We start from the raw sequence: 23,169 nt of genomic DNA, 5'->3' as shown, positions 1-23,169 counted from the left end.
CTCATGCGTGACCTCGATCTCACGCGCCGCGCCAAGGCCATGCGCAAGGAAATGACCGAGCCCGAGACGCGGCTGTGGCTGCAACTGCGGGCCAAACGGTTCGGAGAGGTCAAATTCCGACGGCAGAAGGTGATTCAGGACGATGCCCATCGCTATATCGTCGATTTCGCAGCCAACAATCCGAAGCTGGTAGTCGAACTGGACGGAGATACGCATTCCGGTGACGAAGCATACGATGCTGAACGAACCCGGTTTCTGGAGCGCAAAGGGTACGTGGTGATCCGCTTCTGCAACGCAGATGTCATGACAAATTTGGAGGGCGTTTTGGTACGATTAGGCGAGTTGATCGAGGAATTGCGGGTACGTCCCCCTCTCCCAACCCTCTCCCCTGAAGTGGAGAGGGCTTCGTGACCCGCCTCGTCCCCAAAAGACTTTCTGCCGCCTTCGCCAAACCCCACCCCGCGCTCGTCTGCTTCATCACCGCAGGCGATGGCGACACCGCGGCCAATCTCGACGCGCTGGTCGCGGGCGGTGCGGATGTGATCGAGCTGGGGATGCCCTTCACCGATCCCATGGCCGATGGCCCCGCGATCCAGGCTGCGAACCTGCGCAGCCTCGGCGCGGGCACGACCACGCGCGATGTGTTCATGATCGCCAATGAGTTTCGCGAGCGCCACCCCGATGTGCCGCTGGTGCTGATGGGCTATGCCAACCCGATGGTGCGGCGCGGGCCGGACTGGTTCGCGGGTGAGTGCCAGGGCTGCGGCGTCGACGGGGTGATCTGCGTCGATATACCGCCCGAGGAAGACGATGCCCTCGGCCCCGCGCTCCGCGCCGCCGGGATCGCCCCGATCCGCCTCGCCACGCCCACCACCGATGCCGCGCGCCTGCCGCAGGTGCTCGCCGGGTCGGAAGGCTTCCTCTACTATGTCTCGGTCGCCGGGATCACCGGCAAGCAGCAGGCGGCGCAGGCCAGCATCGAGGATGCGGTGGCGCGATTGAAGGCAGCAACCGACCTCCCCGTCGCGGTCGGCTTCGGCGTGCGCACGCCCGAGCAGGCCAGGGCCATCGCCAAGGTAGCGGACGGCGTCGTCGTCGGCAGCGCGCTGGTCGAGTTGGTCGGCGAGCATGGCGCCGAGGCCCCGGCGAGGCTGCGCGAGTACACCGCCTCGCTGGCGGCGGCTGTGCACGCGGCGCGCTAAGTCCCCCCTCCTCTGAAGAAGAGGGGGCTTTCAGCCTCGGCAAACTGGGTTTAAGGCCACCCCATGAACTGGTTCACACGTGTCAGAAACTCGCTCGGCTTCGGCGGGGACAAGCGCACCACCGAAAAAGATCTCTGGATCAAGTGCCCCTCCTGCGCGGAGATGCTGTTTGTCCGCGAGTATGAGGACAACCAGCAGGTCTGCCCGCGCTGCGACCATCATGGACGTATCGGCGCGGACGAGCGGCTGCGGCAACTGCTCGATCCCGGCTACGAGGTGCTGCCCCAGCCGCAGGTGACCGAGGATCCGCTCAAGTTCCGCGACACCAAGAAATACCCTGATCGCCTGAAGGACGCGCGAGCCAAGAACCCGCATGCCGATGCCTTCACGGTCGGCTCGGGCGCGATCGACGGGCGCGCGGCGGTGGTCGGCGTGCAGGACTTCGGCTTCATGGGCGGATCGATGGGCATGGCCGTGGGCACTGCCTTCTGCGCCGGGGCCGAGCGGGCGCTGACCCGCAAGTGCGCCTATATCGTCGTCACCGCCGCCGGCGGCGCGCGCATGCAGGAAGGCATCCTCAGCCTGATGCAGATGCCCAAGGCGACGGTGATGACCCGCCGGCTGCGTGAAGCCGAGCTGCCCTATATCGTGGTGCTGACCGATCCCACCACCGGCGGCGTCACCGCAAGCTATGCCATGCTGGGCGACATCCATATCGCCGAGCCGGGCGCGTTGATCGGCTTTGCCGGGCAGCGGGTGATCCAGGACACGATTCGCGAACAATTGCCCGAAGGTTTCCAGCGGGCGGAATATCTGCACAAGCACGGCATGGTCGACCGCGTGGTCCACCGCCACCAGCTGCGGGGCGAGCTGGCGACGCTGCTGGATTACCTGCAGCCCCGGGCGGCGGCGTGATGTTATCGTCATCCCAGCGAAAGCTGGGATCGCTCACCTCTCGCGCCTGCGCTTGCGGCCACAGACCCCAGCTTTCGCTGGGGTGACGGGTTGGCAATGGACTTCGCCACCTCCTCCCACCCCGGCGTGCAGGCCCAGCTTGACCGGCTGGCCGCGCTCAGCGTGCCCGACGGGCGGCTGGGGCTGGAGACGGTGCGCCAGTTGCTCGCCCGGCTGGGCGATCCGCACAAGCGGGTCCCACCGACCTTCCATGTCGCCGGAACCAACGGCAAGGGCTCGACCTGCGCCTTCCTGCGGGCGATGCTGGAGGCCGAAGGTTACCGCGTCCATGTCACCACCAGCCCGCACCTGGTGCGCTACAACGAGCGCATTCGCCTCGCCGGGAAGCTGATCGAGGACGACCACCTCGCCGCGCTGCTGGGGGAGGTTCTCGAACAGATCGATGGGCTCAACCCCAGCTTCTTCGAAGTGACCATAGCTGCCGCCTTCCTCGCCTTCAGCCGTGAGCCGGCCGATGCCTGCGTGGTCGAGGTCGGGCTCGGCGGGCGGTTCGATGCGACCAATGTGCTGGGGCCGGAGGTTCTCGCCGCCTGCGGCATCGCCGCGCTGGGGATCGACCACGAACGCTTCCTGCTCGCGCCCGAGGAAGGCGTGCCGACCGAGCCGATGGCGCGGATTGCATTCGAGAAAGCGGGGATTGCCAAGAAGGGCGTGCCGTTGGTTACCATTGCCCAGCGCCCGCTAGAAATGGCGGCCATTCGGGCGGTGGCCGATCGGGTTGGCGCGCCCGTCACTCTCGCGTGCGAGGCACCCGATGTGCCAATCGCCCTGCCAGGGCAGCACCAGCGGGTGAATGCCGGATTGGCTGCGGCAATGCTTCGCGCGCAGCAGCTCGTGCCTATAGCCGACGCAGCCATCGAAAGGGGCATGGCCGATGCCCGGTGGCCCGCGCGGCTCCAGCGCCTTTCGTCCGGGCCGCTGACCGGTCGGCGCGAGGTCTGGCTGGACGGGGGGCATAATCCGTCTGCGGGGGATGCATTGGCGAAGCACTTTGCCGGGCAGCGATTTCACCTGATCGCAGGCATGATCGAGGGCAAGAATCCGGCCGCTCTGACCAAACCGTTGGCGGACATGTTCGTGAGCCTGTCAGTCGTACCGGTTCCCGCGCATGATTGTTACCCGGCCGAAGCGTTTGGCACGGGGGCAAGGGCCAATCCGGATGTTGCCACCGCAATCGCAGCCCTGCCCGACGACGGCCTCACGGTCCTGATCGCCGGCTCGCTCTACCTCGCGGGCGAGGTGCTGCGGCTCAACGACCAGATACCCGACTAGCTTTCCGCAAGGTCGACCAGACGCGGCCGCATGGTCAGCCAGCCTAGCAACGCGACCAGCACCAGCAGACCCAGTACGAAACCGACTGACTGCAACCCGCTGAAATTGTCCTTGAAACGCCAGTGGACGGTAATCGCCGCCAACGCGATACCAAGGCCCGACCCGCGTGGAACGACCTGCTTTGCGTTGCATCGCGGGCATGCATAGGTCCTGCCAAGCCCCCACAATAGCAGCCGTGGCGGCATATCAGCCTTGCACTTCGGGCAGACCGGAAAGCCGAGCTTCATGGAGTTATTTCGCCTCCGCCGCCACCGCTTCCGGCGCCACCACGCCCGCATCCTTGCCCAGCCGCGCCTGCCGCACCCATTCCACCACGCACAGCACCACGGCGAACATGCCCATGGCGGTCGTCAGCAGGAACACGCTGAAATAGCCCTGCTCCTCGATCATCTGGCCCAGCGCTCCGCGCCCCAGCGTGCCCACGAGCAGGGTGAGCGAGGACAGCAGCGCATATTGCACCGCGCTGTACCCCTTGGCGACGATGCTGGAGAGGTAGGCGACGAAGGCCGCCCCTGCGATACCGACAGCGATGTTCTCGCCCGCGATCGCCATCATCAGCTTGGCCATTCGCGCGTCGCCCCCGAGGTGCGAGACCAGCCAGGTGAAGCCGGTGATATTGCTCACCGCCTCCATCACCGCGCCGCCACGCGCCAGGTCGGCATAGAGCAAATTGGTCGCCGCGGCGAGAAACGCCCCCAGCGTCAGCGTCAGCATCCGGCCCAGCACCGTGAGCAGGTAGCCCCCCAGCGCCAGACCCAGCATCAGCGCACCGACACCGAAGAACTTGGAGGCAACCGCCACCTCGTCCTTCGAATACTGCAACTCGTCGAGATAGAACGGATAGGCGAAGCTGCCCCAGATCGAGTCCGTGATGCGATAGGTCAGGACCAGCGCGATGACGATGATGATCGCCCAGCCGAGCCGCCCGATCAGGTCGGTCAGCGGCAGCACCAGCGCGCGATAGAGGTGGTCCATCACGCGGTCCGCGCCGGTGAGGGCGGGCTTGGCCTCGGTCAGGAGCCCCTCGCCCGATTTCTCCTTGCGGACCAGCCAGGCGGCAATCAGCGCGGGCAGGACCACGGTCGCCAGCACAACCAGCGGACCGAAGGTGGTGATGAACTCGACCGAATCGGGCCGCGTCTCTGGCGTCGCCGTCAGCGAGCGGACCATGAAGCTGCCGACCGTCAGCAGCGCCCACAGCCACAGCGCGGCAACTGCGCCCAAGGACCACGCCCGGACACGCGGGCTGAGCTGGCCCACACCGCGCAATCCGTGCGGATCGGCCTGGTTGGCTTCGGCGAGGTTATCGGCCTTCGCGTCCGTGTCAGGGGCCCACAGCCCGACGAAGCCGACCACCAGCAGGATCGCGCCCATGGTGAGGTAGACCGTCGGCCAGCTGGTCCGCTCGGCCATGAACAGCGCCAGGGCCCCGCCGACCAGCGCCGCGATGCGGTAACCGAGCTGGTACACGGTGGAGAGCATGTCGATGGTCGCGACCTCGTCTGCCACATCGACCCGCCAGGCGTCGATCACCACGTCCTGCGTCGCGCTGGCAAAGGCGCCCAGCCCGGCGAGCAGGCTGAACCAGCCGAGCTGCGTCAGCGGGTTGAGCATCGACAAGATAACGAGGAACGCCCCCAGCATCAGCTGCGCGGTGACGATCCACTGCTTGCGCTTGCCCAGCCGGTGGAGCAGCGGCAGGTCGATCCGGTCAAGCGCGGGCGACCACAGGAACTTGAAGGCATAGGCAAGCCCGATCAGCGAAAAGACCCCCATGGTCTCCAGATCGACCTTGGCGTCGCTGAGCCAGGCGTAGAGCGTGCCGAGCAGCAGCGCATAGGGCAGGCCGGCGGCAAAGCCGAACAGCAGCATATAGCCGGTCTTGGGCTGCCCCAGCGCGCGGATGACGGCACGCCAACCGGGTTTCGCTTTTGCTTCGCTCATTGCCACAACTCCCTCTTGTCCCTTCCCTAACGTGCGCCTGCGCCAAGGGAAGCCCTGCCCTAACGCGCTTCCACCGCATCGTGTTGGCGTGTAGGGGCGCGGCATGACCCGTGCTTACAACCATCCCGGCAAACCACAGCAACCCAAGCCAAAAGCTGAACGGGCCGCCGATCGCCCCGAAGGCGACCGCATCGCCAAGCTGCTCGCCCGCGCCGGTGTCGCCAGCCGCCGCGAGGTCGAGCGGATGATCGCCGAGGGCCGCGTGGCGGTCGGCGGCAAGGTGATCGATACCCCGGCGACTTTTCTTGAGAGCCTGAGCGGCGTGACGGTGGACGGCAAGCAGGTCGGCAAGGCCGAGGAAACGCGCCTGTTCGCCTTCCACAAGCCGTCGGGCCTGCTGACCGCCGAATACGACCCCAAGGGCCGCCCGACGATCTATGACGCGCTGCGCAATGCCTTGCCCAAGGATGCCGGGCGGGTGATGCCGATCGGGCGGCTCGACTACAATACCGAGGGGCTGCTGCTGCTGACCAATGACGGCGAGTTGAAGCGGCGGATGGAGCTGCCCTCCAGCGGCGTGCCGCGCACCTACCGCGCCCGCGCGTTCGGCGAGGTGACGCAGGAACAGCTCGAAAGCCTGATCGAAGGGATTACAATCGACGGCGTCCGCTATGGCCGGATCGATGCCAATATGGAGCGCAGGACGGGGCGCAACCAGTGGATCGAACTGACCATCACCGAAGGCAAGAACCGCGAAATCCGCCGCGTGCTGGAACACTTCGGGCTGGAGGTCAGCCGGCTGATGCGCACGTCCTACGGCCCGTTCGAACTGGCCGACCTGCCGCGCGGCCAGGCCGCCGAAATCCGCAAGGGCGATCTCGCCCGGTTCCTAAGCACGCTGAAGAAGGCATGAGGATCATCGCCGGGGAATGGCGCGGGAGGAAACTCGTCGCGCCCCGGGGGGACAACACGCGCCCCACCGCTGACCGCACGCGCGAAACGCTGTTCTCCATGCTCGCCAGCCGCCTCGGCAGCTTCGAAGGGCTCTCGGTGCTGGACCTGTTCGCGGGATCGGGCGCGCTAGGTCTGGAGGCACTGTCGCGCGGGGGGGCGCAGTGCCAGTTCGTCGAGCAGGACAAGGCCGCGCTCGAAGCGATCCGCGCCAATATCGCAGGGCTCGGTGCGCGCGACCGGGCGAGCGTGACCGGCGGTTCGGTAATGAGCCTCGGCCCGGCACGCGGCACGGTCGACCTCATCCTCGCCGATCCGCCCTATGAGACGGGGGCCGGCGAAGTCGCGCTCGACAAGCTGCTGCGATTGGGCTGGATCGGCCCCGCGACCTGGATCGCGCTGGAAACCTCAGCCAGGGAAACGCCCGAAGTCAAAGGTCTCGAAGTGGAATCGGAACGCAAGGTAGGGAAGGCGAAGCTGACCATCCTCCGCCTTCCCACCCCCTGAAACGCCGCTATTGCGGTTCGGATTCGGGCTGTTTGTCCTTTTGCGTCATGGCATCGGCGCGTTCCTGGAGTTTCTGCTCGATCTGCTCCCAAGCGGCGACGCGCTGGGTTTCGTCCATGCCGGCGAGCTTGACCTTGTATTCGTCGGTCAGCAGCCAGAAGGTCTCCTGCCGCGGCGGCGGAAGCGAGCGGTAGTATTCCTGCACGTCAGGGGGCCACGCTGCCAACGCAGCCTGCTGCTCGGCAGACAGGCCCGGCGCAGGTGCCTCTGCCGGAGGCGCGCCGGGTAGTGAGCCATGATGGTCCGGCATGCCATCGGGCATGCCTTGGGACAGCGCAGGCGCGGCCAGGGCACCTGCGCACAGGATAACGAGAGACGAATTACGCATGGGATACTCCTTTGACTGTTCCCGTGCGCGACGAACGCGACCCGCCTCTCAGGCGAGGCACCTCCGCTATCCCAGTTGCTTGCCGCGTCGGCAACCCCACGCCCCGAGGCCCATCGCACGGCACCTTCCTTCCGCCAGCTTCGGTGCTGCAAACGGGGCGAGCGGTTCGTCGCAGGCATGAAAACGGGCGAGTGCGCCATGGCACACCCGCCCGTCTTGCGCAGGCGAAGCTGTAAGGTGGCTCCCCAAGTTCGCCGCGCATGGGAGCCGAAGCAGTGCGCCGATCAGTCGTCGTCCGGCTGATAGGTCGCGGCGGGATAGTTGCCCCAGTTGAGACCGGCTGCACGCGGGTTGATGCAGCCATCTGTCATTCCCTCGTCCATGCAAACATCGACAATGTATTCGCCGATCCTGACCTTGGTCGCCTTGCCCTGGGCATTGCGCTCAACCACTTCGGCCTTCACCTTTGTGGTATAGTCTTGCTTGTCGGCACGTTGGGGGCGGTCTGCCGTTTGCGCCGTTGCCGCGGCGGCGGTGAAACTGATGATGGTCAGGGCACTTAACGTTCCAGCGATGATGTTCCTCATTTTCCAGGTCCTTCGATCTTGGTTGGTCGTTTCCGTCCTTGTTGAATCAATGAAGGGCCCCTGCCTTGGTTCCGCGCAGGTCTTGCAAGGCGAGGCTTGCCCCCCTGCCCCATGTTCCCTAACTGTTCACCAGCAGCATGACCGACAACACCGCCCCCTACCCCCTCGCCCTCGCCGCCGGTGACACCGGCCTGCCGCCCTATGCGGAGCGGCTCAATCTGCCCCAGCGTGAAGCCGTGCTGACCAGCGAAGGCCCGGTACTGATGCTGGCCGGGGCGGGAACGGGCAAGACCGCCGCCCTGACTGCGCGGCTCGCGCATCTGATCGCCATGCGCAAGGCATGGCCGAGCGAGATCCTGTGCGTCACCTTCACCAACAAGGCGGCGCGCGAGATGCGCCACCGCGTCGCACAGCATATCGGCGATGCGGTCGAGGGGATGCCCTGGCTCGGCACCTTCCATTCGATCTGCGCCAAGATGCTGCGCCGCCATGCCGAGCTGGTCGGGCTGGAGAGCAACTATACCATCATCGACACCGATGATCAGCTGCGTCTGCTCAAGCAGCTGATCCAGCAGAACGAATTGGACGAGAAGCGCTGGCCCGCGCGGCAGCTCGCAGGGTTGGTCGACGGGTGGAAAAACCGCGGCCTCAACCCGGGCGATCTCGATGCCATCGACAACGAAGCCTATGCCAATGGCCGGGGGCAGCAGTTCTACCAGCTCTATCAGGACCGGCTGAAAGCGCTGAACGCCTGCGATTTCGGCGACCTTCTGCTCCACATGCTGACGATCTTCCGCAAGCACCGCGAGGTGCTGGAGCAGTATCAGCAGCGCTTCAAATACATCCTGGTCGACGAATACCAGGACACCAACGCCGTCCAGTATCTGTGGCTGCGGCTGCTTGCGCAGGCGCGCAAGAACATCTGCGTCGTGGGGGACGACGACCAGTCGATCTACAGCTGGCGTGGCGCGGAAGTGGCCAACATCCTGCGCTTCGAGAAAGATTTTCCGGGCGCGAAAGTGATCAAGCTGGAGCAGAACTATCGCTCCACTCCGCATATCCTCGCCGCCGCATCGGGTCTGATCGCGTCAAATAGCCAGCGGCTCGGCAAGACGCTGTGGACCGAGGTCAACGCCGGCGAGAAGGTCCGCGTGATCGGCGTGTGGGACGGTCCCGAGGAAGCGCGCCGGGTGGGCGAGGAGATCGAGCGGGTCGAACGCGAAGGCGTGCCGCTGGACGAGATCGCCATCCTCGTTCGCGCCCAGTACCAGACCCGCGAGTTCGAGGACCGCTTCATCCAGATCGGGCTCAACTACCGCATCATCGGTGGTTTCCGTTTCTACGAGCGGGCCGAAATCCGCGATGCGCTGGCCTATCTGCGGGTGATCGCCCAGCCGCAGGACGATCTGGCGTTCGAGCGGATCTACAACCAGCCCAAGCGCGGGCTCGGCGCGAAGACGCTGGAGAAAATGCACCAATATGCCCGGCGGGCGAACCTGCCGCTGGCGGCGGCGGCTCTGCAACTGGCCGACAGCGACGAGCTGCCAGCGCGCGCGGCAGGGACCATCGGCGGGCTGATGCGGCAGTTCCTGCACTGGCGCGAGCGCGCCGAGCAGCTTGCCCCCTCCGACCTGCTGCGCGAAGTGCTGGAGGAAACCGGCTACAACGCCATGCTGGAGGCGGAGAAAACCACCGAGGCCAAGGGGCGGCTGGAAAACCTCTCCGAACTCGCCCGGGCGATGGAGGAATACGAGACGCTCGGCGATTTCCTCGAACACGTCAGCCTGGTGATGGACAACGACGCCAGCCCGGACGAGGAAAAGGTCACCATCATGACCATGCACGCGGCCAAGGGGCTGGAGTTCAACCACGTTTTCCTGCCCGGCTGGGAAGAGGGCGTGTTCCCCAGCCAGCGCGCGCTCGATGAAGGCGGGCTGGCGAGCCTCGAGGAGGAGCGGCGGCTGGCCTATGTCGCCATCACCCGCGCCCGGCGGCGCTGCACCATCCTTCACGCCGCCAACCGCCGCATCTACGGCCAGTGGACCAGCAGCATTCCCAGCCGTTTCATCGAGGAACTGCCGGCCGAACAGATCGAGCAGGAAACCACCCTCACCGGCGGTGCGTCGCTCTGGCGGGCGGGACTTTCCGAACAGGACGACCCCTTCGCCCACGTAATGCGCGACCGGCCCGACCGCTCGCAGCTACGCGGCCCCGGCTGGCAGCGGGCCCTGACCAGCGGCTACGAAACCCGGCCAGCGGTGGTGAAGGAAAACCACCGCAGCGCCGCCAGCTTCGCCGCCAAGGCTCGCACAGACATCGCCATCGGCGCGCGCGTGTTCCACGACAAGTTCGGTTACGGCGTGGTGACGGACCAGGAAGGCAACAAGCTGGAGATCGAGTTCGAGAAGGCCGGGGTGAAGCGGGTGATCGACAGCTTCGTGACGGTGGCTGGCTAAGGAGACTTGGAGGTTGGCTCGATCTCTGGTGACGCAACGCAGACAATTTTCTCGTCGCCGCCCTCATAGTCCAGATGTCTAAGAAGAATTTTCCGTTCGCCCTTGGACCACCGCCAATCAGAGTTGTCGTCCTCCAGCAAGGGTAAGTCAGGCTCGCCTTCACCGTAGACGTCCATAAATCGCTTCTTCAACGAGGTCGCATCTATGGCGGTTCGGAATCTGTATTCAACAATATTGCCTGATCCCATCGCTGTTGGGTTCATCATAAACTCTGGGTTACACCACGTTGAGTTTCCGCTATCATCCTTCTCAATAACCTTCACGTCATCGGGAAATTTGATTCCGATTGCTTGTGATGCGTCTTCGAAAGCGGCGCTGGCCGCAGCTTCCTCTGCAGCAAGCCTTGCATTCCGCTCTTCCGGGGTTTCCCTAACTAGAAAATACAGTCCGGTCAAAACCATCGCCATCAAGCTTAAGCCGACATAAAGCTTAGGCCGAAACTCTTCCCATTCAGCTTCAGCTATTCTTACTTCCTCAATTCTTTTGGCATCGAGTTCCTCGGCTTCTAACCTAAGCTGTTCGGCATGCTCGCTCGCAGCAAGAATTTTGGCGCTTTCCTGACGATCGGGTTCAGCAAGTGCGTCATCTAGAGAATCAAAAGTTTGGTCGGCAAGAACAAAGCGATCAAACAATTCATTTCTTGTGATACCGTAATAATCTGAAAGCCATAACCTGTAAGGGTCACTCTTAAGATTTCTTTCACCCTGAAAAACCGCATCTGCTCGAGTGTTACCCTCACTACCAATTGATTCAAAACCCACCTTGCCTTGATAATTTTTACCAAAAATAGCCATTAATGAACCAATAAGAGTAACAAAGCAAGCAACTATTAGGTGGTTTTGCCTTCTTTCCATGAGATCTAAGTTCGCAACATCACCTCCTCCGACGTTACCAACACCCGGAACATAGGTAGATGGGGTCGATATAGAAACGTCCATGTTGAAGGCTATCAGGACGTATATTGCGCCAACTATGGCGATCAGTATGCCTATCGAGCGCAAGTTCCCCTCCCCAAGCGGTCTGATCTGAATATCTGCCAGCGCTTACGACTCAATGCGAGAACATTTCTTTCACATACTGTCCCATCAAATGATTTTTGAGCTCACGATGCCAAGCAAGTTTACAATCCCGCCCGAATGGAATTTTGCCGAGGCGTCTATTGCTCATGAGTTGAGGCAATGCGACGACATACCAAAACCCCCGCCGGGGGGTGCGGCGGGGGTGTGGTGGCGGAGAGGGGAGAGGAACTCTCCGCCCGGGGGAAGCCTGCTCGCTCAGGCGCTGAGGATCGCGACCGGCGAGGTGGCGAGCGCGAAGGCGAAGGTGTTGAGCGAAGCCACCAGCGCACCGGCGAAAGCGAAAATGTTGAACCTGGTCATGGCGGATCTCCTATCCTTGGGTTTCCTGTCGGGCGGTGGACCGTTCCATCGTCGTGAAACCCAGATACGCCTCACGCTCTGCGGCCGCTAACACTACTCCTGCATCTGTGTTATGCAGGAATGCATAACCCCTCTGGACCGAGGCGAAGTGCCGATGCTCGACTGGAACGACCTGCGCTATTTCCTCGCCGTTGCGCGGAGCGGCAGCACGCTGGCCGCCTCGACCCAGCTGCGCGCCAGCCAATCGACAGTGTCGCGCCGGATCACCGCGCTGGAGGCGCAGCTGGGGGTCCAGCTGTTCGTCCGCAGGCCCTCGGGATACGAGCTGACCCCGCGCGGGCAATCGGTGCTGCCGGCGGCGGAAAGTGTCGAAGCGGCGATCCTCAATTTCTCCGATGGCGTGGCGGCGGAATCGCGGCGGCTGGCGGGCACGGTGCGGATCTCGACGGTAGAGTCAGCCGTCAACGCATGGGTCATTCCGGCGATTGGCCTGCTGCGCGGACAGCACCCTGAAATCCGCGTCGAGATCCTCACCTCCGAGCATTATGTCGACCTGGCCCGTGGCGAGGCCGATGTGGCGGTGCGCTTCGGCCCCCGCCCGACGCAGGAATCGCTGGTGGTGCGGCACCTGCTCGACATGCTGGAGAGCTTCTACGCCACCCATGAGATGGTCGAGCGGCTGGGCATGCCCGCCAGCGTCGAGGACCTCGCGCGCTATCCACTGGTCGCCTCGACCGACGATACCAACATCACCAACCGCTGGATCGCGCAGCACCTGCCCGATGCGGAGATTGCCCATCGCTCAAGCTCGATGTCGAGCATCAGCGCAGCGGTGCGTTCGGGCCTTGGCGCGGCGATCCTGCCGTGCATGATGGCCGATGGCATGCCCGGCCTCGTGCGCCTGCTACCGCCGATCGAGGAACTGACCACGCCCGGCTGGATGGTCACCACCGACACCGCCCGACGCCAGCCGCATATCCGCGCGGTGATTGACCTGGTGGTGGAACAGATCCAGCAGACCCTCGCTCGCCGCCCGCCACATCTGGCCGTGGCGCAGGCGGCTTAGCCCAGGCTAGGCCTCCGCCGGCTCCTGCGGGGCATCGACCGGGCGGCGACCGGCCCAGGCCTCGAACGGTCGGGCCACTTCGCCCAGGAACCCGCGCGACCCGCCGTCGACGCCGGTGCGGCAGCCGATATAGGGAGCGGGGTCGATGTACGTGCCGAACAGCCGATCCCACAGCGTCAGCACGCCGCCGTAATTGCTGCCGCACAGTTCCAGGTCGTCGATATGGTGCAGCCGGTGAGCGGCCGGGGAGATGAGCCATTGGCCGAGCGGTCCAAGCGTCCAGGGCAGATCTGCATGGATGAAATAGCCCCAGCTGCTCCGTGCCAGCGCGCACGCCGCAACCGCCCACACCGGCAGTCCCATAAGCAGCAGCGGGACGGTGTCGACAAACAGGGCCAGCAAGTAGGCCAGCGGGTGTTTGCGCAGCAGCGCGAGCCAGGTCATCGCTTCGTCCGAATGATGCACCGCATGGATCGGCCACAGCAGCGGCAGGTGCTCAATCCGATGGCGCCAATAGACGACGAATTCGCCCGCCAGCATGGTGACCGTGAGGACCAAGATAGGATTCGCGCCGGCCCAGAAGTCGCTCAGGATCGCAACACCGGCCGCGCGCCCTTCCCACCCTGCAGCGACACCGGTGAAGAACGTTGCGAGGAAAACATAGTTGAACGCGACCAACGCCAGGTTGGTCTCAGTCTCGCGCCGTGTGCGCCGCAGGTACCCCGCCATGGCACCGCGCTTCATCGCCAGCGCCAGCATGCCGAACACCGCACCCAGCGGGGCCAGTGTCAGCAGCATGTCCCAGGCGGTTTTGCCGAGGGCGGCGGTGAGCGTTTCCATGGCGCAAACCATGCGCCCTGTGTGGTAAGCGAAGCGTTAAGATCCGGCTTGATCAGCTGCCGAAAGTGACGTCGAGGAAACCGGGACGCGGACCGTTCCATTCCCCCGGCTTGGTCGGCGGATCCTGCGGCTCGTTCCGGCGCGAGGCCCGCTGTTCGCGCGGACGCTCCTCGCGCTCCGGGCGCTCGTCACGGCGCGGCTTGCGGGGTTCGCGTTCGGGGCGATCGTCGCGTGCTTCCTTCTTGGCGCGGCGCGGTTTGTCCTCGCGCGGCTCTTCCTCGTGCACTTCGGGCTCGGGCGCCGGCTTGAGCTCGACACGGACATCCGCCTTGCCGAACACGGGTATCTTGGCGCCGGTCAGCTTCTCGACATTGTCGATGGCTTCGGCATCCTCGGGCGCGACGAAGGTAAAGGCGCGGCCCTTGGCCCCGGCGCGACCGGTGCGGCCGATGCGGTGGACATAATCGTCCGGGTGCCACGGCGTGTCGAAGTTGAAGACGTGGCTGACGCCCTTGATATCGAGTCCGCGCGCGGCAACGTCGGACGCAACCAGGATAGTCACTTCGCCTTTCTTGAACCGTTCAAGTTCCTTGATCCGGCTCGACTGGTCCATGTCGCCATGGATCTCGCTCGAGGAAAAGCCGTGGCTTTGCAGGCTCTTGTTGATCTCGCGCACGGTCGTCTTGCGGTTGGCGAAGATGATCGCGGTCTCGACCAGATCGTTGCGCAGCAGCCAGCGCAGCGTTTCGCGCTTCTGGCGAGTCGGGACATTGACCCGGAAAGCGGTGATATCCTTGTTGGTCGTCGCCGCCCGCGCCGTTTCGATCCGCTTGGGATTGTTGAGGAACTTCTTAGCCAGCTTCTCGATCGGCGGCGGCATGGTGGCGCTGAACAGCATGGTCTGGCGCGTTTCGGGCAGCTTGGAGCAGATGAACTCGATATCGGGAATGAACCCCATGTCGAGCATCCGGTCCGCCTCGTCGATCACCAGCAGCTCGCAACCGTTGAGCATGATCTTGCCACGCTCGAACAGGTCCATCAGCCGGCCCGGCGTCGCGATCAGGACGTCGACGCCTTCATTCAGTGCCTTGAGCTGGTCACCCATCTGCACTCCGCCGATCAGCAGAGCCATCTTGAGATCATGGTTGACGCCGTACTTCTCGAAGTTCTCGGCCACCTGGGCGGCGAGCTCGCGGGTCGGCTCGAGGATCAGCGAGCGCGGCATCAGCGCACGCCGGCGACCATTGGCCATGATGTCGATCATCGGCAGCACGAAGCTGGCGGTCTTGCCGGTGCCGGTCTGGGCGATGCCGATGATGTCTTTCATCATCAGCACCGGCGGGATGGCCTGCGCCTGGATCGGAGTCGGTTCGCTGTACCCGGCGGCATCGACCGCTTTGAGCAATTCGGGTGAAAGGCCGAGATCGGCAAATGTCATTCGGATGTCCGGAAAATATGATGGCCCGTAACCGGACCCCTGCAAAGAATGCGGAGCTGGCGCTGCGCACTCTGCGCGCCCTTCGCGAAAACTGGCCAAAATGTCAAGATTTCCCCTTGGCGGGGAACACATTCAATCGCGCGCGGCCTCAAGCCGGGCGAACTTGGCGATCTCGCATTTGGTGCCGTTGCGTGATTGCAGCTGTTCGCGCTTGATGCAGAGATTCCCGTCCTTGCTCGGTTCGACATAAAAACCCGAGTAGAAATCACGCGCCGCGCAGGCCTTTTCCAGCTCGGCACTGATCATCTGTCTGTTGCGCAGAAACAGGATCAGCTTGTTGGTCGCGCCGGTCTGGAACGCGACGATGTCGTTCATGGCGACGCACTTGCCCATCTTTCGTTCGACCACCCTTGACGGAACGACGCGGGGAACTTCATCGATCGAACCGCTGCGCGGGCGGGCAGGCGAAATGCGAATGACCACGCGCTGCTGGATGCGAACCTGCTGTGGCAGGCGTTCGGTTTCCCATGGCCGAAAAGCAGTCCACAGCTCATTTTCGGAAACTGGCCGTGTCGCCGCCTCGGGACTGCCCAACTGCCTCGCGTCACCCTCGCTGTCGGTCATGACAGCGGGCAACAGCAGTGCGACAGGCGCAAACATGGCAGCCCAGTTGAACATATCCTAAGAGACGAAAGCCTCCCCATATCGGCCGGAAAACTCCGGCAAGCATTGGTGCGACGGGTCCCGCTATACCCCCATGGTTTGAATGGCGGCTTAATTGCTTTGTCATATTCCGCAAGTGCTGGCGGCCCTGGCCGAAGCTGTGGCATAGGCCAGCCATGCCGGATTCCACTGCATTCCTCGAAGCTGCTGCCACCTTGCTCGGTCCGCGTGGACTGACGCGCGACGCCGACCTCATGACCCCATGGCTGACCGACTGGCGCGGTCGATATACCGGGCGAGCGCTCGCCATGGCCTCTCCCGCCTCGACAGAAGAAGTGGCAGCCCTGGTCAAGCTGTGTGCCGACCATGGCGTCCCGATCGTCCCGCAAGGCGGCAACAGCGGCATGTGTGGCGGGGCGACTCCCGACGCCGAAGGCCATGCGATTGTTCTGTCGCTCAGGCGAATGAACGCAATCCGCCGTATCGATCCCGACGCCCGGCAGACGACATGCGAGGCCGGGGTGATCCTGCAAAACCTGCATGAAGCGGTCGAGTCCAAGGGCTTGCGCTTCCCGTTGACCCTTGGCGGCAAGGGATCCGCCACCATTGGCGGGCTGATATCCACCAATGCAGGCGGAACGCAGGTCCTTCGCCATGGAACCATGCGAGCCCAAGTCCTGGGCATCGAGGCCGTGTTGCCGGATGGCAGCGTGTTCGAAGGGCTTGTCCCGCTCAAGAAGGACAACCGCGGTTTCGACCTGAAGCAGCTACTGATAGGATCGGAAGGGACACTCGGCATTGTCACTGCCGCCACGCTACGCCTGCTTCCCGCCATCGGCGGCCGCACAGTCTTGTGGGCGGGACTGGCCAGCATCAAGGACGCCCGCCGCTTGCTGCTCCATGCAGAGAAGATCGCCGATGACGCGCTCGAAGGCTTCGAGGTGATGCCTCGTCATTCGCTCGAGGCTGTGTTGGCACACCTGCCTGACGCACGCGACCCACTTGGGCAGCCTCACCCGTGGTATGCCCTGATCGAGCTGGTCGGGAACGCAGCGAGCGCCGCACAACTGCCTGAACTCGCCGAAACCCTGCTGGCAAGAGCGTTCGAGGACGGACTGGTGCAGGATGCGACCATCGCCGCCAACGAGACGCAGGCCGAGGCGTTCTGGCTGTTGCGGGATTCAATCTCGCCTGCCGAACGTGCGCTCGGTCCGGCCATGCAGCACGACATTTCCGTGCCGGTGGAACGGATGCCCGACTTTGTCGAGATGGCAGCGCCCGAAATGGAACGGCGCTTTCCCGGCACCAGGGCTGTCGCTTTCGGCCACTTGGGCGACGGAAATGTCCATTTCCATATCCTTGCTCCGAAAGGTGTCACTCCCGGGGAGTGGGAAGATGGTGAAGGCAAGGAGATCAGTGCGGTGGTCCACGATCTCGTGACCGGATGGGGCGGATCCATCAGCGCGGAGCATGGGATTGGCCAGATGAAGCGTGACGAGCTGGGTCGGCTGGGCGACCCCGTCTCGCTGGCGTTGATGCGTGCCGTCAAGCGGGCGATCGACCCGCATGGCCTGATGAATCCGGGCAAGCTCGTGCCGCGGGCATGAGGGCTCGGTTCGTTCCGCTTGCGCCCGCGCGCGTGACCCCCTAAAGCCCCCGCCCATCACGCGCGGCAGCGGGGGTCGCTGCCGCCGAGACCAGCCACGAGTTTCGGAGAATTTCCATGGCCAGCGCGCCGCAGCCCAGCCTGCCCCTGCTTTACAACGACCTGATGCCGCTCAACACACGGGATCACAGCAAGTACGCCACCCGTCCGATGGATGCGGCACCCTTCCTTGCCAAGCACCATGCCATACCATTGACAGTCGAGGAATTCGTCCAGGCGCAGCGTCACTTCCCGATCGTGTTCTCGTCGGGCGACAACCCGCTGCCGCTGGTGCTGATGGGCCTCAACGAAGGTGTGAACACCTTCATCGACGCCGATGGCAAAATCAATGAGCCGGTCTACCTGCCCGCCTATATCCGCCGCTATCCGTTCCTGCTCGCGAAGCTTCAGCCCGACAGCGAAGATCTTTCGCTGTGCTTCGACCCGACGTCGAGCTCGGTCGGCGAATTCACCGATGGCGAGCCGCTGTTCGACGAGAACGGCGGTACCACCGATGCGACGAAGCGCATTCTCGACTTCTGCGAAAAGTTCGAGGAAGCCGGCATGCGGACCAAGGCGTTCATCGAACAGATCCAGGCCCACAACCTGCTGATGGACGGCGAAATCTCGATCGAGCGGGCCGATTTCCCGGGCCAGCCGTACATTTATCGCGGCTTCCAGATGGTGAACCAGGAGAAGCTCAACGAAGTCCCGACCGAGAAGCTGGACGAATGGGCCAAGAACGGCCTGCTGCCGCTGATCTACGCCCACATGTTCTCGCTTGACCTGATGCGCAACATTTTCGCGCGGCAGGTCAATGCCGGACTGGTGCCAGCTCCGGCGCCGGTAAACTGACCTATCCTGAATTGCTCGGCGCGGGGTCTTGAACTCCGCGCGGCGATTACCAAATTTAAGGGGTCCGGCCGGGCTCCCCCCTCATCACCCGGCTGGATGGTGCACCACGGTGCATCCCTCCCTGAACCTTGGCCACCTCGCAGGTCTGACCTGCGAGGTGGTTTTTTATTCGGCAGCCAAGGGAAGATCTCGCTCGCGCGCGGGGGGAATGACCTCGGTCGCGAGCGCACGCACCAGCCCGCTCAACAGCCGTGCGATCTGCGGCAATCTGCGATTGGCCGCCTCATGGCGTAGATCGAGATAGAGCGAACGACACACCTCCAACTGGATTGCATGGATGCCGAGGGAGGGCTTGCCATGCCGGTCGAGCACGTATCCACCTGCATAGGGCCGGTTGTGCGCCGCACGCCGCTCGTGCCGGGCAAAGTAACGAAGCGCCGCAGCCGACAGCATGCCGTCGCTGGAGGCCCCGAAACGGTCCCCGATGACGAACTCTGCGGGCTGGTCGTCCGGATGGCGCTTCTTGAGCGGGGGCATCGAGTGCAGGTCGACGAGCAGCGCCGCTCCCCATCGGCGCCGGATCGCGGATAGCGCTTCTGACACCGCGCGATGATAGGGGTCATGGATCGCTCCGATCCGCTCGGCGACTTCGGCCTTGGTGTGCCGCTCGCTCCAGATCTCGCCGAGCCCGGTCAGCCGGCGGGGGATCAGCCCCAGGCCACTGCGTGCGCGCCGGTTCGCGCGCGAATGCCCGGTCTTTCCGGGATCGCCGTCGGCCACCATCGACCAGTCCATATCGTCATCTGCGCGGTTAAGGTCGATCATCGCGCGCGGTGCCTGCGCGATGATCAGCGGAGCACCCGTCTCTCGTGCAATGTCCATCGCCACAACATCGATCAGCCGATCTTCCAGGCGCAGCATCGAATAGGCCGGGTCACGCATCCGCTCACGCAGCGATTCGGGATAGCTGCGCCCCGCGTGTGGTGCCGCAATCAGGACAGGGAGTTCTGGCTTTTCAATTCCTTGGCAGAAGAACGCGGAATCGGTCGAGCCGGGGATTGAACCCCCGTACGATCTTCCCGGACTGGCCTGGTTACCGGTGTTTACCATTACCTCTCTGCTGGACCGGATCGCACTCTGTGTCAAAGCAGGGCGCATGTTACAGGACCAAAGAATTCTTAAACGATTGGCGCTAGACCGCAGGGCATGGATAACAACGCACCTTCGCGTCGCATATTGCTGGCCGAGGATGAGGAGGCCATGCGGACCTACCTCGCCCGGGCGCTCGAGAATGCAGGATATGAGGTTGCCGCGGTCGATCGCGGCACAGCGGCTTTGCCGCTGCTCGAATCGCAGCAATACGATTTGCTGCTGTCGGACATTGTCATGCCCGAGATGGATGGCATTGAACTGGCCCAGCGCTGCAACGAATTAAGCCCGCACACACGGGTGATGTTCATTACGGGCTTCGCTGCGGTATCCCTGAAGGCCAGTCGCGACCAGCCGCAGGCGAAGGTATTGTCCAAGCCCTTCCACCTGCGCGACCTCGTTCTGGAAGTCGAACGGACATTCGAGGACCTTGACCAGGCCCTGGCGAAGTAGGGGATCGAAGCAGCAATTCGGCACTTGCACGAGGCCGGAGGCCTCGCTAAAGGGCCGCTCCTGCCGAACGCGCAACCGCGCATGGCAACCGATGGTGCGGGCGTATAGCTCAGTGGTAGAGCACTATGTTGACATCGTAGGGGTCGCAAGTTCAATCCTTGCTACGCCCACCATCGCTTCGAGAAGCCCGCCAGAACGGCGGGCTTTTTCGTTGCCGCCCCTCACTTGCACCGGACCGACGCTCTGCTATGGCCCGCGCAACCGTGAAAACTCCCCAAGAGAGGCAACAGGCAACCATGCAGAAAATCCAGGTCAAGAACCCGGTCGTCGAGCTCGATGGCGACGAAATGACCCGCATCATCTGGCAGTGGATCCGCGAGCGGCTGATCCTGCCCTATCTCGATGTCGACCTGAAGTATTATGATCTTTCGATCGAGAACCGCGACGCGACCGACGACCAGGTGACGGTCGATTCCGCCAATGCCATCAAGCAATATGGCGTCGGCGTGAAGTGCGCCACCATCACCCCTGACGAGCAGCGGGTCGAGGAATTCAGCCTCAAGAAAATGTGGAAGAGCCCCAACGGCACCATCCGCAATATCCTGGGCGGCGTGGTGTTCCGCGAGCCGATCGTGATCGACAATGTGCCGCGGCTTGTGCCGGGCTGGACCGATCCGATCGTGGTCGGCCGCCATGCCTTCGGCGACCAGTACCGCGCCACCGACACGCTGATCCCGGGTCCGGGTAAGCTTCGCCTGGTGTTCGACGGCGAGGATGGCACCAAGCTCGACCTCGACGTGTTCGACTTCCCCAGCGCCGGCGTGGCGATGGCGATGTACAACCTCGACGATTCGATCCGCGACTTCGCCCGCGCCAGCTTCAACTACGGCCTCAACCTCGGCTGGCCGGTGTACCTCAGCACCAAGAACACCATCATGAAGGCCTATGACGGGCGCTTCAAGGACCTGTTCCAGGAAGTGTTCGACACCGAAGGCTTCGCCGAGATGTTCAAGGAACTGGGCATCCACTACGAACACCGCCTGATCGACGACATGGTCGCCAGCGCACTCAAGTGGAGCGGCAAGTTCGTCTGGGCCTGCAAGAACTACGACGGCGACGTGCAGTCAGACGTGGTGGCGCAGGGCTTCGGCTCGCTCGGCCTGATGACCAGCGTGTTGCTCAGCCCCGACGGCAAGACCGTCGAGGCCGAGGCTGCGCACGGCACCGTCACCCGCCACTATCGCCAGCACCAGCAGGGCAAGGCGACCTCGACCAACCCCATCGCCAGCATCTTCGCATGGACCCGCGGCCTGATGTATCGCGGCAAGTTCGACGAAACGCCGGACGTGGTGAAGTTCGCCGAGACGCTGGAGCGAGTCTGCATCCAGACTGTCGAAGCCGGCTGCATGACCAAGGATCTCGCGCTGCTGATCGGCCCGAACCAGAACTGGCAGACCACCGAGCAGTTCTTCGAGACCATCGTCCAGAACCTCGAGAAGGAAATGGCGAACTGGGCGTAAGCCTGCGGAACCACCAACCTCGACCTGCGTAAATCGGGGGCGGCCCATCGAATCGGTGGGTCGCCCTTTCTGATTCCGGGGGCTACCACAACGCAATGACCGACACCCGTACCAAAGCGCGCCTCGAAATCCGGCCGGCCAAGCCAAAGGATGTGCGCGCTATCGCCGACCTGGTTCGCCGCGCTTATGACGAACTGCCCGCCTACACCCACGGCGAAATCCGCGGACAGCTGAACAATTATCCTGAAGGCTGCTTCATCGCCAAGCTCGACGGCACGCTGGTCGGTTATTGCGCCACCATGCGGCTCGACGAGCGGGTCGCTCTGGCCGACCTGACCTGGGACGAGGTTACCGGCAACGGTTTCGGCAGTCGCCACGATCCGACCGGCGACTGGCTGTATGGCTACGAGATGTGCGTCGATCCCAATGTGCGCGGGACCCGGATCGGGCGGCGACTCTACGAGGAACGCCGGGCGTTGGCAGAGCGGCTCGACCTGACCGGCATCGTTTTCGGCGGGCGCATGCCCGGCTATGCCCGAGCGCTCCGCCGCAAGCGCAACAGGGCCGAGAGTCCGCAGGAATACTTGCAGATGGTGCTCGACGGGAAGATCCACGACCCCGTGCTGCGCTTCCAGCTCGCCAACGGGTTCGAGCCGATGGGCATTCTCGAAGGATACCTGCCCGAGGACAAGCCGTCCAAGGCGAACGCGGTGAAAATGGTCTGGCGCAATCCCTATGTCGATAGTGATGCTCCGCCCAAGCATCGCCTGCCGCGCGGGGTCGAAAGTGTCCGCATCGCAACCTGCCAGCTGCAGGCGCGCGCAGTGAAGGATTTCGAGGAATTCATCCGCCAGATCGAATATTTCGTCGATGTGGCGGCGGATTACGAGGCAGACTTCATCGTCTTCCCCGAATTGTTCACGCTGATGCTGCTCTCTGCCGAGGAAAAGGAACTGAGCAGCGTCGAAGCCATCGAAGCGCTCAGCCGCTACACCCCGCGTATCCGCAAGCGGCTGTCCGAGATGGCGCTGCAGTTCAACATCAACATCATCGGCGGCAGCCACCCGACACGGATGGAAGATGGCGACATCCACAATGTTGCCTATGTCTGTCTGCGCGACGGGTCGGTCCACGCGCAGGAGAAGATCCACCCTACCCCCAACGAAGCCTATTGGTGGAACATCAAGGGCGGTGACAGCATCGATGCAATCCAAACCGATTGCGGCCCTATTGGCGTCCTGATTTGCTACGATAGCGAGTTTCCCGAACTCGCTCGTCGGCTGGTCGACGAGGGTGCGCGGATCATTTTCGTACCGTTCTGCACCGACAGCAGGCAAGGGTATATGCGTGTGCGCTATTGCGCGCAGGCCCGGGCTATCGAGAACCAGTGCTATGTCGTGATGAGCGGTAATGTCGGGAATCTGCCCAATGTCGCCAACATGGACATCCAGTATGCCCAAAGCTGCATCCTAACGCCGTGCGATTTCCCGTTTGCGCGCGACGGGATCGCGGCCGAGGCGAGCGAGAATGTCGAGACGCTGACCATCAGCGACGTCAACCTCGCTGACCTAAGTTGGGCGAGAGCCGAAGGCACCGTCCAGAACCTCGCCGATCGGCGCTTCGATCTTTACCGCATCGAATGGGACAAGCGCGTCGGCCAGGTCAGTGCACGGATTGGCGAAAGCGGAGATGCGCCTTCCACCGGACCGCACGGCGGTCGCGGGGGATAGGGGCGTCGTGCGCGTGACCTCTCCCGCCA

Annotated in this window: 22 protein-coding genes and 1 tRNA gene; 14 read left to right on the top strand and 9 right to left on the bottom strand. The window is 63.7% G+C overall.

Annotation, left to right across the window (positions count from 1 at the left end):
- The first annotated feature begins 3 nt into the window (after positions 1-3).
- From LY632_RS07190 to LY632_RS07175, 4 genes are all read left to right on the top strand, one after another.
- Entirely contained in the window at positions 4-411 is a 408-nt protein-coding gene (locus LY632_RS07190) for an endonuclease domain-containing protein (RefSeq protein ID WP_234090471.1), read from the top strand.
- Positions 408-1,202, top strand: a complete 795-nt coding sequence (gene trpA / locus LY632_RS07185) for a tryptophan synthase subunit alpha (protein WP_234090470.1) — start codon at positions 408-410, stop codon at positions 1,200-1,202. The genes LY632_RS07190 and trpA overlap by 4 nt, the downstream gene beginning before the upstream one ends.
- Positions 1,203-1,265: 63 nt before the next feature.
- Positions 1,266-2,117 carry an acetyl-CoA carboxylase, carboxyltransferase subunit beta gene (gene accD / locus LY632_RS07180; RefSeq protein ID WP_234090469.1) on the top strand — a complete coding sequence of 284 codons (852 nt, stop codon included), beginning with the start codon at positions 1,266-1,268 and terminating at the stop codon, positions 2,115-2,117.
- Positions 2,118-2,213: 96 nt separating this feature from the next.
- Positions 2,214-3,449: a folylpolyglutamate synthase/dihydrofolate synthase family protein gene (locus LY632_RS07175; RefSeq protein WP_234090468.1), complete on the top strand. Its 1,236-nt coding sequence runs from the start codon at positions 2,214-2,216 to the stop codon at positions 3,447-3,449.
- Here the strand turns inward: LY632_RS07175 and LY632_RS07170 are convergent.
- Together LY632_RS07170 and LY632_RS07165 are read right to left on the bottom strand one after the other, a co-directional pair.
- Entirely contained in the window at positions 3,446-3,592 is a 147-nt protein-coding gene (locus LY632_RS07170; RefSeq protein ID WP_234090467.1) for a hypothetical protein, read from the bottom strand. The genes LY632_RS07175 and LY632_RS07170 overlap by 4 nt on opposite strands.
- Positions 3,593-3,740: 148 nt before the next feature.
- Positions 3,741-5,453: an MFS transporter gene (locus LY632_RS07165; RefSeq protein ID WP_234090466.1), complete on the bottom strand. Its 1,713-nt coding sequence runs from the start codon at positions 5,451-5,453 to the stop codon at positions 3,741-3,743.
- Positions 5,454-5,556: 103 nt separating this feature from the next.
- Here LY632_RS07165 and LY632_RS07160 point away from each other — a divergent pair, with 103 nt between their 5' ends.
- Both LY632_RS07160 and rsmD read left to right on the top strand, forming a co-directional pair.
- Complete coding sequence (locus LY632_RS07160; protein WP_234093140.1) at positions 5,557-6,366, top strand: pseudouridine synthase; 810 nt, start codon at positions 5,557-5,559, stop codon at positions 6,364-6,366.
- Positions 6,363-6,911: a 16S rRNA (guanine(966)-N(2))-methyltransferase RsmD gene (gene rsmD, locus LY632_RS07155; protein ID WP_234093138.1), complete on the top strand. Its 549-nt coding sequence runs from the start codon at positions 6,363-6,365 to the stop codon at positions 6,909-6,911. The genes LY632_RS07160 and rsmD overlap by 4 nt, the downstream gene beginning before the upstream one ends.
- 7 nt (positions 6,912-6,918) lie before the next feature.
- On the opposite strand, the gene LY632_RS07150 is transcribed toward rsmD, so the two are convergent.
- Positions 6,919-7,299: a hypothetical protein gene (locus tag LY632_RS07150; protein WP_234093137.1), complete on the bottom strand. Its 381-nt coding sequence runs from the start codon at positions 7,297-7,299 to the stop codon at positions 6,919-6,921.
- A gap of 284 nt (positions 7,300-7,583) precedes the next feature.
- Entirely contained in the window at positions 7,584-7,886 is a 303-nt protein-coding gene (locus LY632_RS07145; protein WP_234093136.1) for a hypothetical protein, read from the bottom strand.
- A 137-nt stretch (positions 7,887-8,023) separates the two neighbouring features.
- On the opposite strand from LY632_RS07145, the gene LY632_RS07140 reads away from it, so the two are divergent.
- Positions 8,024-10,342, top strand: coding sequence for an ATP-dependent helicase (locus tag LY632_RS07140; RefSeq protein WP_234093134.1), 2,319 nt, complete (start codon positions 8,024-8,026; stop codon positions 10,340-10,342).
- On the opposite strand, the gene LY632_RS07135 is transcribed toward LY632_RS07140, so the two are convergent.
- The gene (locus LY632_RS07135; protein ID WP_234093132.1) at positions 10,339-11,403 is read right to left on the bottom strand and encodes a hypothetical protein; all 1,065 of its coding nucleotides are present in this window, start codon (positions 11,401-11,403) and stop codon (positions 10,339-10,341) included. The two genes, LY632_RS07140 and LY632_RS07135, sit on opposite strands and share 4 nt — an antisense overlap.
- Before the next feature lie 532 nt (positions 11,404-11,935).
- Here LY632_RS07135 and LY632_RS07130 point away from each other — a divergent pair.
- Positions 11,936-12,847: a LysR family transcriptional regulator gene (locus tag LY632_RS07130; RefSeq protein WP_234093130.1), complete on the top strand. Its 912-nt coding sequence runs from the start codon at positions 11,936-11,938 to the stop codon at positions 12,845-12,847.
- Between the two features lie 6 nt (positions 12,848-12,853).
- Here the strand turns inward: LY632_RS07130 and LY632_RS07125 are convergent, their stop codons facing one another.
- From LY632_RS07125 to LY632_RS07115, 3 genes are all read right to left on the bottom strand, one after another.
- Positions 12,854-13,687, bottom strand: coding sequence for a sterol desaturase family protein (locus LY632_RS07125; RefSeq protein ID WP_234093128.1), 834 nt, complete (start codon positions 13,685-13,687; stop codon positions 12,854-12,856).
- Between the two features lie 52 nt (positions 13,688-13,739).
- Positions 13,740-15,125 (bottom strand): DEAD/DEAH box helicase, encoded by a 1,386-nt coding sequence (locus tag LY632_RS07120; protein WP_234093126.1) that lies wholly within the window; start codon positions 15,123-15,125, stop codon positions 13,740-13,742.
- Between the two features lie 132 nt (positions 15,126-15,257).
- On the bottom strand, positions 15,258-15,803 hold the full coding sequence (locus tag LY632_RS07115) for a hypothetical protein (RefSeq protein ID WP_234093124.1): 546 nt from the start codon (positions 15,801-15,803) through the stop codon (positions 15,258-15,260).
- Between the two features lie 161 nt (positions 15,804-15,964).
- On the opposite strand from LY632_RS07115, the gene LY632_RS07110 reads away from it, so the two are divergent.
- Both LY632_RS07110 and LY632_RS07105 read left to right on the top strand, forming a co-directional pair.
- Complete coding sequence (locus tag LY632_RS07110) at positions 15,965-17,395, top strand: FAD-binding oxidoreductase (RefSeq protein WP_234093122.1); 1,431 nt, start codon at positions 15,965-15,967, stop codon at positions 17,393-17,395.
- A 116-nt stretch (positions 17,396-17,511) separates the two neighbouring features.
- Complete coding sequence (locus LY632_RS07105; RefSeq protein ID WP_234093120.1) at positions 17,512-18,288, top strand: SapC family protein; 777 nt, start codon at positions 17,512-17,514, stop codon at positions 18,286-18,288.
- Between the two features lie 165 nt (positions 18,289-18,453).
- On the opposite strand, the gene LY632_RS07100 is transcribed toward LY632_RS07105, so the two are convergent.
- Entirely contained in the window at positions 18,454-19,230 is a 777-nt protein-coding gene (locus tag LY632_RS07100) for an N-formylglutamate amidohydrolase (RefSeq protein ID WP_234093119.1), read from the bottom strand.
- A 264-nt stretch (positions 19,231-19,494) separates the two neighbouring features.
- Between LY632_RS07100 and cpdR the strand changes: the two genes are divergently transcribed.
- From cpdR to LY632_RS07080, 4 genes are all read left to right on the top strand, one after another.
- Positions 19,495-19,890 carry a cell cycle two-component system response regulator CpdR gene (gene cpdR / locus LY632_RS07095; protein WP_234093118.1) on the top strand — a complete coding sequence of 132 codons (396 nt, stop codon included), beginning with the start codon at positions 19,495-19,497 and terminating at the stop codon, positions 19,888-19,890.
- Between the two features lie 98 nt (positions 19,891-19,988).
- Positions 19,989-20,063: transfer RNA gene (locus LY632_RS07090), tRNA-Val, on the top strand.
- A 123-nt stretch (positions 20,064-20,186) separates the two neighbouring features.
- Positions 20,187-21,410, top strand: coding sequence for an NADP-dependent isocitrate dehydrogenase (locus LY632_RS07085; RefSeq protein ID WP_234093176.1), 1,224 nt, complete (start codon positions 20,187-20,189; stop codon positions 21,408-21,410).
- A gap of 95 nt (positions 21,411-21,505) precedes the next feature.
- Positions 21,506-23,140, top strand: a complete 1,635-nt coding sequence (locus LY632_RS07080; protein ID WP_234093116.1) for a bifunctional GNAT family N-acetyltransferase/carbon-nitrogen hydrolase family protein — start codon at positions 21,506-21,508, stop codon at positions 23,138-23,140.
- Positions 23,141-23,169: the final 29 nt, after the last annotated feature.

The sequence above is a fragment of the Erythrobacter sp. SDW2 genome (assembly GCF_021431965.1).
Lineage (GTDB): Bacteria > Pseudomonadota > Alphaproteobacteria > Sphingomonadales > Sphingomonadaceae > Parerythrobacter.
The sequence above is the reverse complement of the archived record's forward strand: the minus strand, read 5'-3'. Positions and strand labels throughout refer to the sequence as shown.

Bases quoted from the DNA above. Each gene is read 5' to 3' on its own strand.
- cpdR (WP_234093118.1), top strand. From the start codon at position 19,495: ATGGATAACAACGCACCTTCGCGTCGCATATTGCTGGCCGAGGATGAG.
- rsmD (WP_234093138.1), top strand. From the start codon at position 6,363: ATGAGGATCATCGCCGGGGAATGGCGCGGGAGGAAACTCGTCGCGCCC.
- LY632_RS07130 (WP_234093130.1), top strand. From the start codon at position 11,936: ATGCTCGACTGGAACGACCTGCGCTATTTCCTCGCCGTTGCGCGGAGC.
- LY632_RS07190 (WP_234090471.1), top strand. From the start codon at position 4: ATGCGTGACCTCGATCTCACGCGCCGCGCCAAGGCCATGCGCAAGGAA.
- LY632_RS07145 (WP_234093136.1), bottom strand. From the start codon at position 7,886: ATGAGGAACATCATCGCTGGAACGTTAAGTGCCCTGACCATCATCAGT.
- LY632_RS07120 (WP_234093126.1), bottom strand. From the start codon at position 15,125: ATGACATTTGCCGATCTCGGCCTTTCACCCGAATTGCTCAAAGCGGTC.
- accD (WP_234090469.1), top strand. From the start codon at position 1,266: ATGAACTGGTTCACACGTGTCAGAAACTCGCTCGGCTTCGGCGGGGAC.
- LY632_RS07080 (WP_234093116.1), top strand. From the start codon at position 21,506: ATGACCGACACCCGTACCAAAGCGCGCCTCGAAATCCGGCCGGCCAAG.
- LY632_RS07110 (WP_234093122.1), top strand. From the start codon at position 15,965: ATGCCGGATTCCACTGCATTCCTCGAAGCTGCTGCCACCTTGCTCGGT.
- LY632_RS07085 (WP_234093176.1), top strand. From the start codon at position 20,187: ATGCAGAAAATCCAGGTCAAGAACCCGGTCGTCGAGCTCGATGGCGAC.
- LY632_RS07105 (WP_234093120.1), top strand. From the start codon at position 17,512: ATGGCCAGCGCGCCGCAGCCCAGCCTGCCCCTGCTTTACAACGACCTG.
- LY632_RS07160 (WP_234093140.1), top strand. From the start codon at position 5,557: ATGACCCGTGCTTACAACCATCCCGGCAAACCACAGCAACCCAAGCCA.
- LY632_RS07150 (WP_234093137.1), bottom strand. From the start codon at position 7,299: ATGCGTAATTCGTCTCTCGTTATCCTGTGCGCAGGTGCCCTGGCCGCG.
- LY632_RS07100 (WP_234093119.1), bottom strand. From the start codon at position 19,230: ATGCGTGACCCGGCCTATTCGATGCTGCGCCTGGAAGATCGGCTGATC.
- LY632_RS07115 (WP_234093124.1), bottom strand. From the start codon at position 15,803: ATGTTCAACTGGGCTGCCATGTTTGCGCCTGTCGCACTGCTGTTGCCC.
- LY632_RS07165 (WP_234090466.1), bottom strand. From the start codon at position 5,453: ATGAGCGAAGCAAAAGCGAAACCCGGTTGGCGTGCCGTCATCCGCGCG.
- LY632_RS07140 (WP_234093134.1), top strand. From the start codon at position 8,024: ATGACCGACAACACCGCCCCCTACCCCCTCGCCCTCGCCGCCGGTGAC.
- LY632_RS07175 (WP_234090468.1), top strand. From the start codon at position 2,214: ATGGACTTCGCCACCTCCTCCCACCCCGGCGTGCAGGCCCAGCTTGAC.
- LY632_RS07125 (WP_234093128.1), bottom strand. From the start codon at position 13,687: ATGGAAACGCTCACCGCCGCCCTCGGCAAAACCGCCTGGGACATGCTG.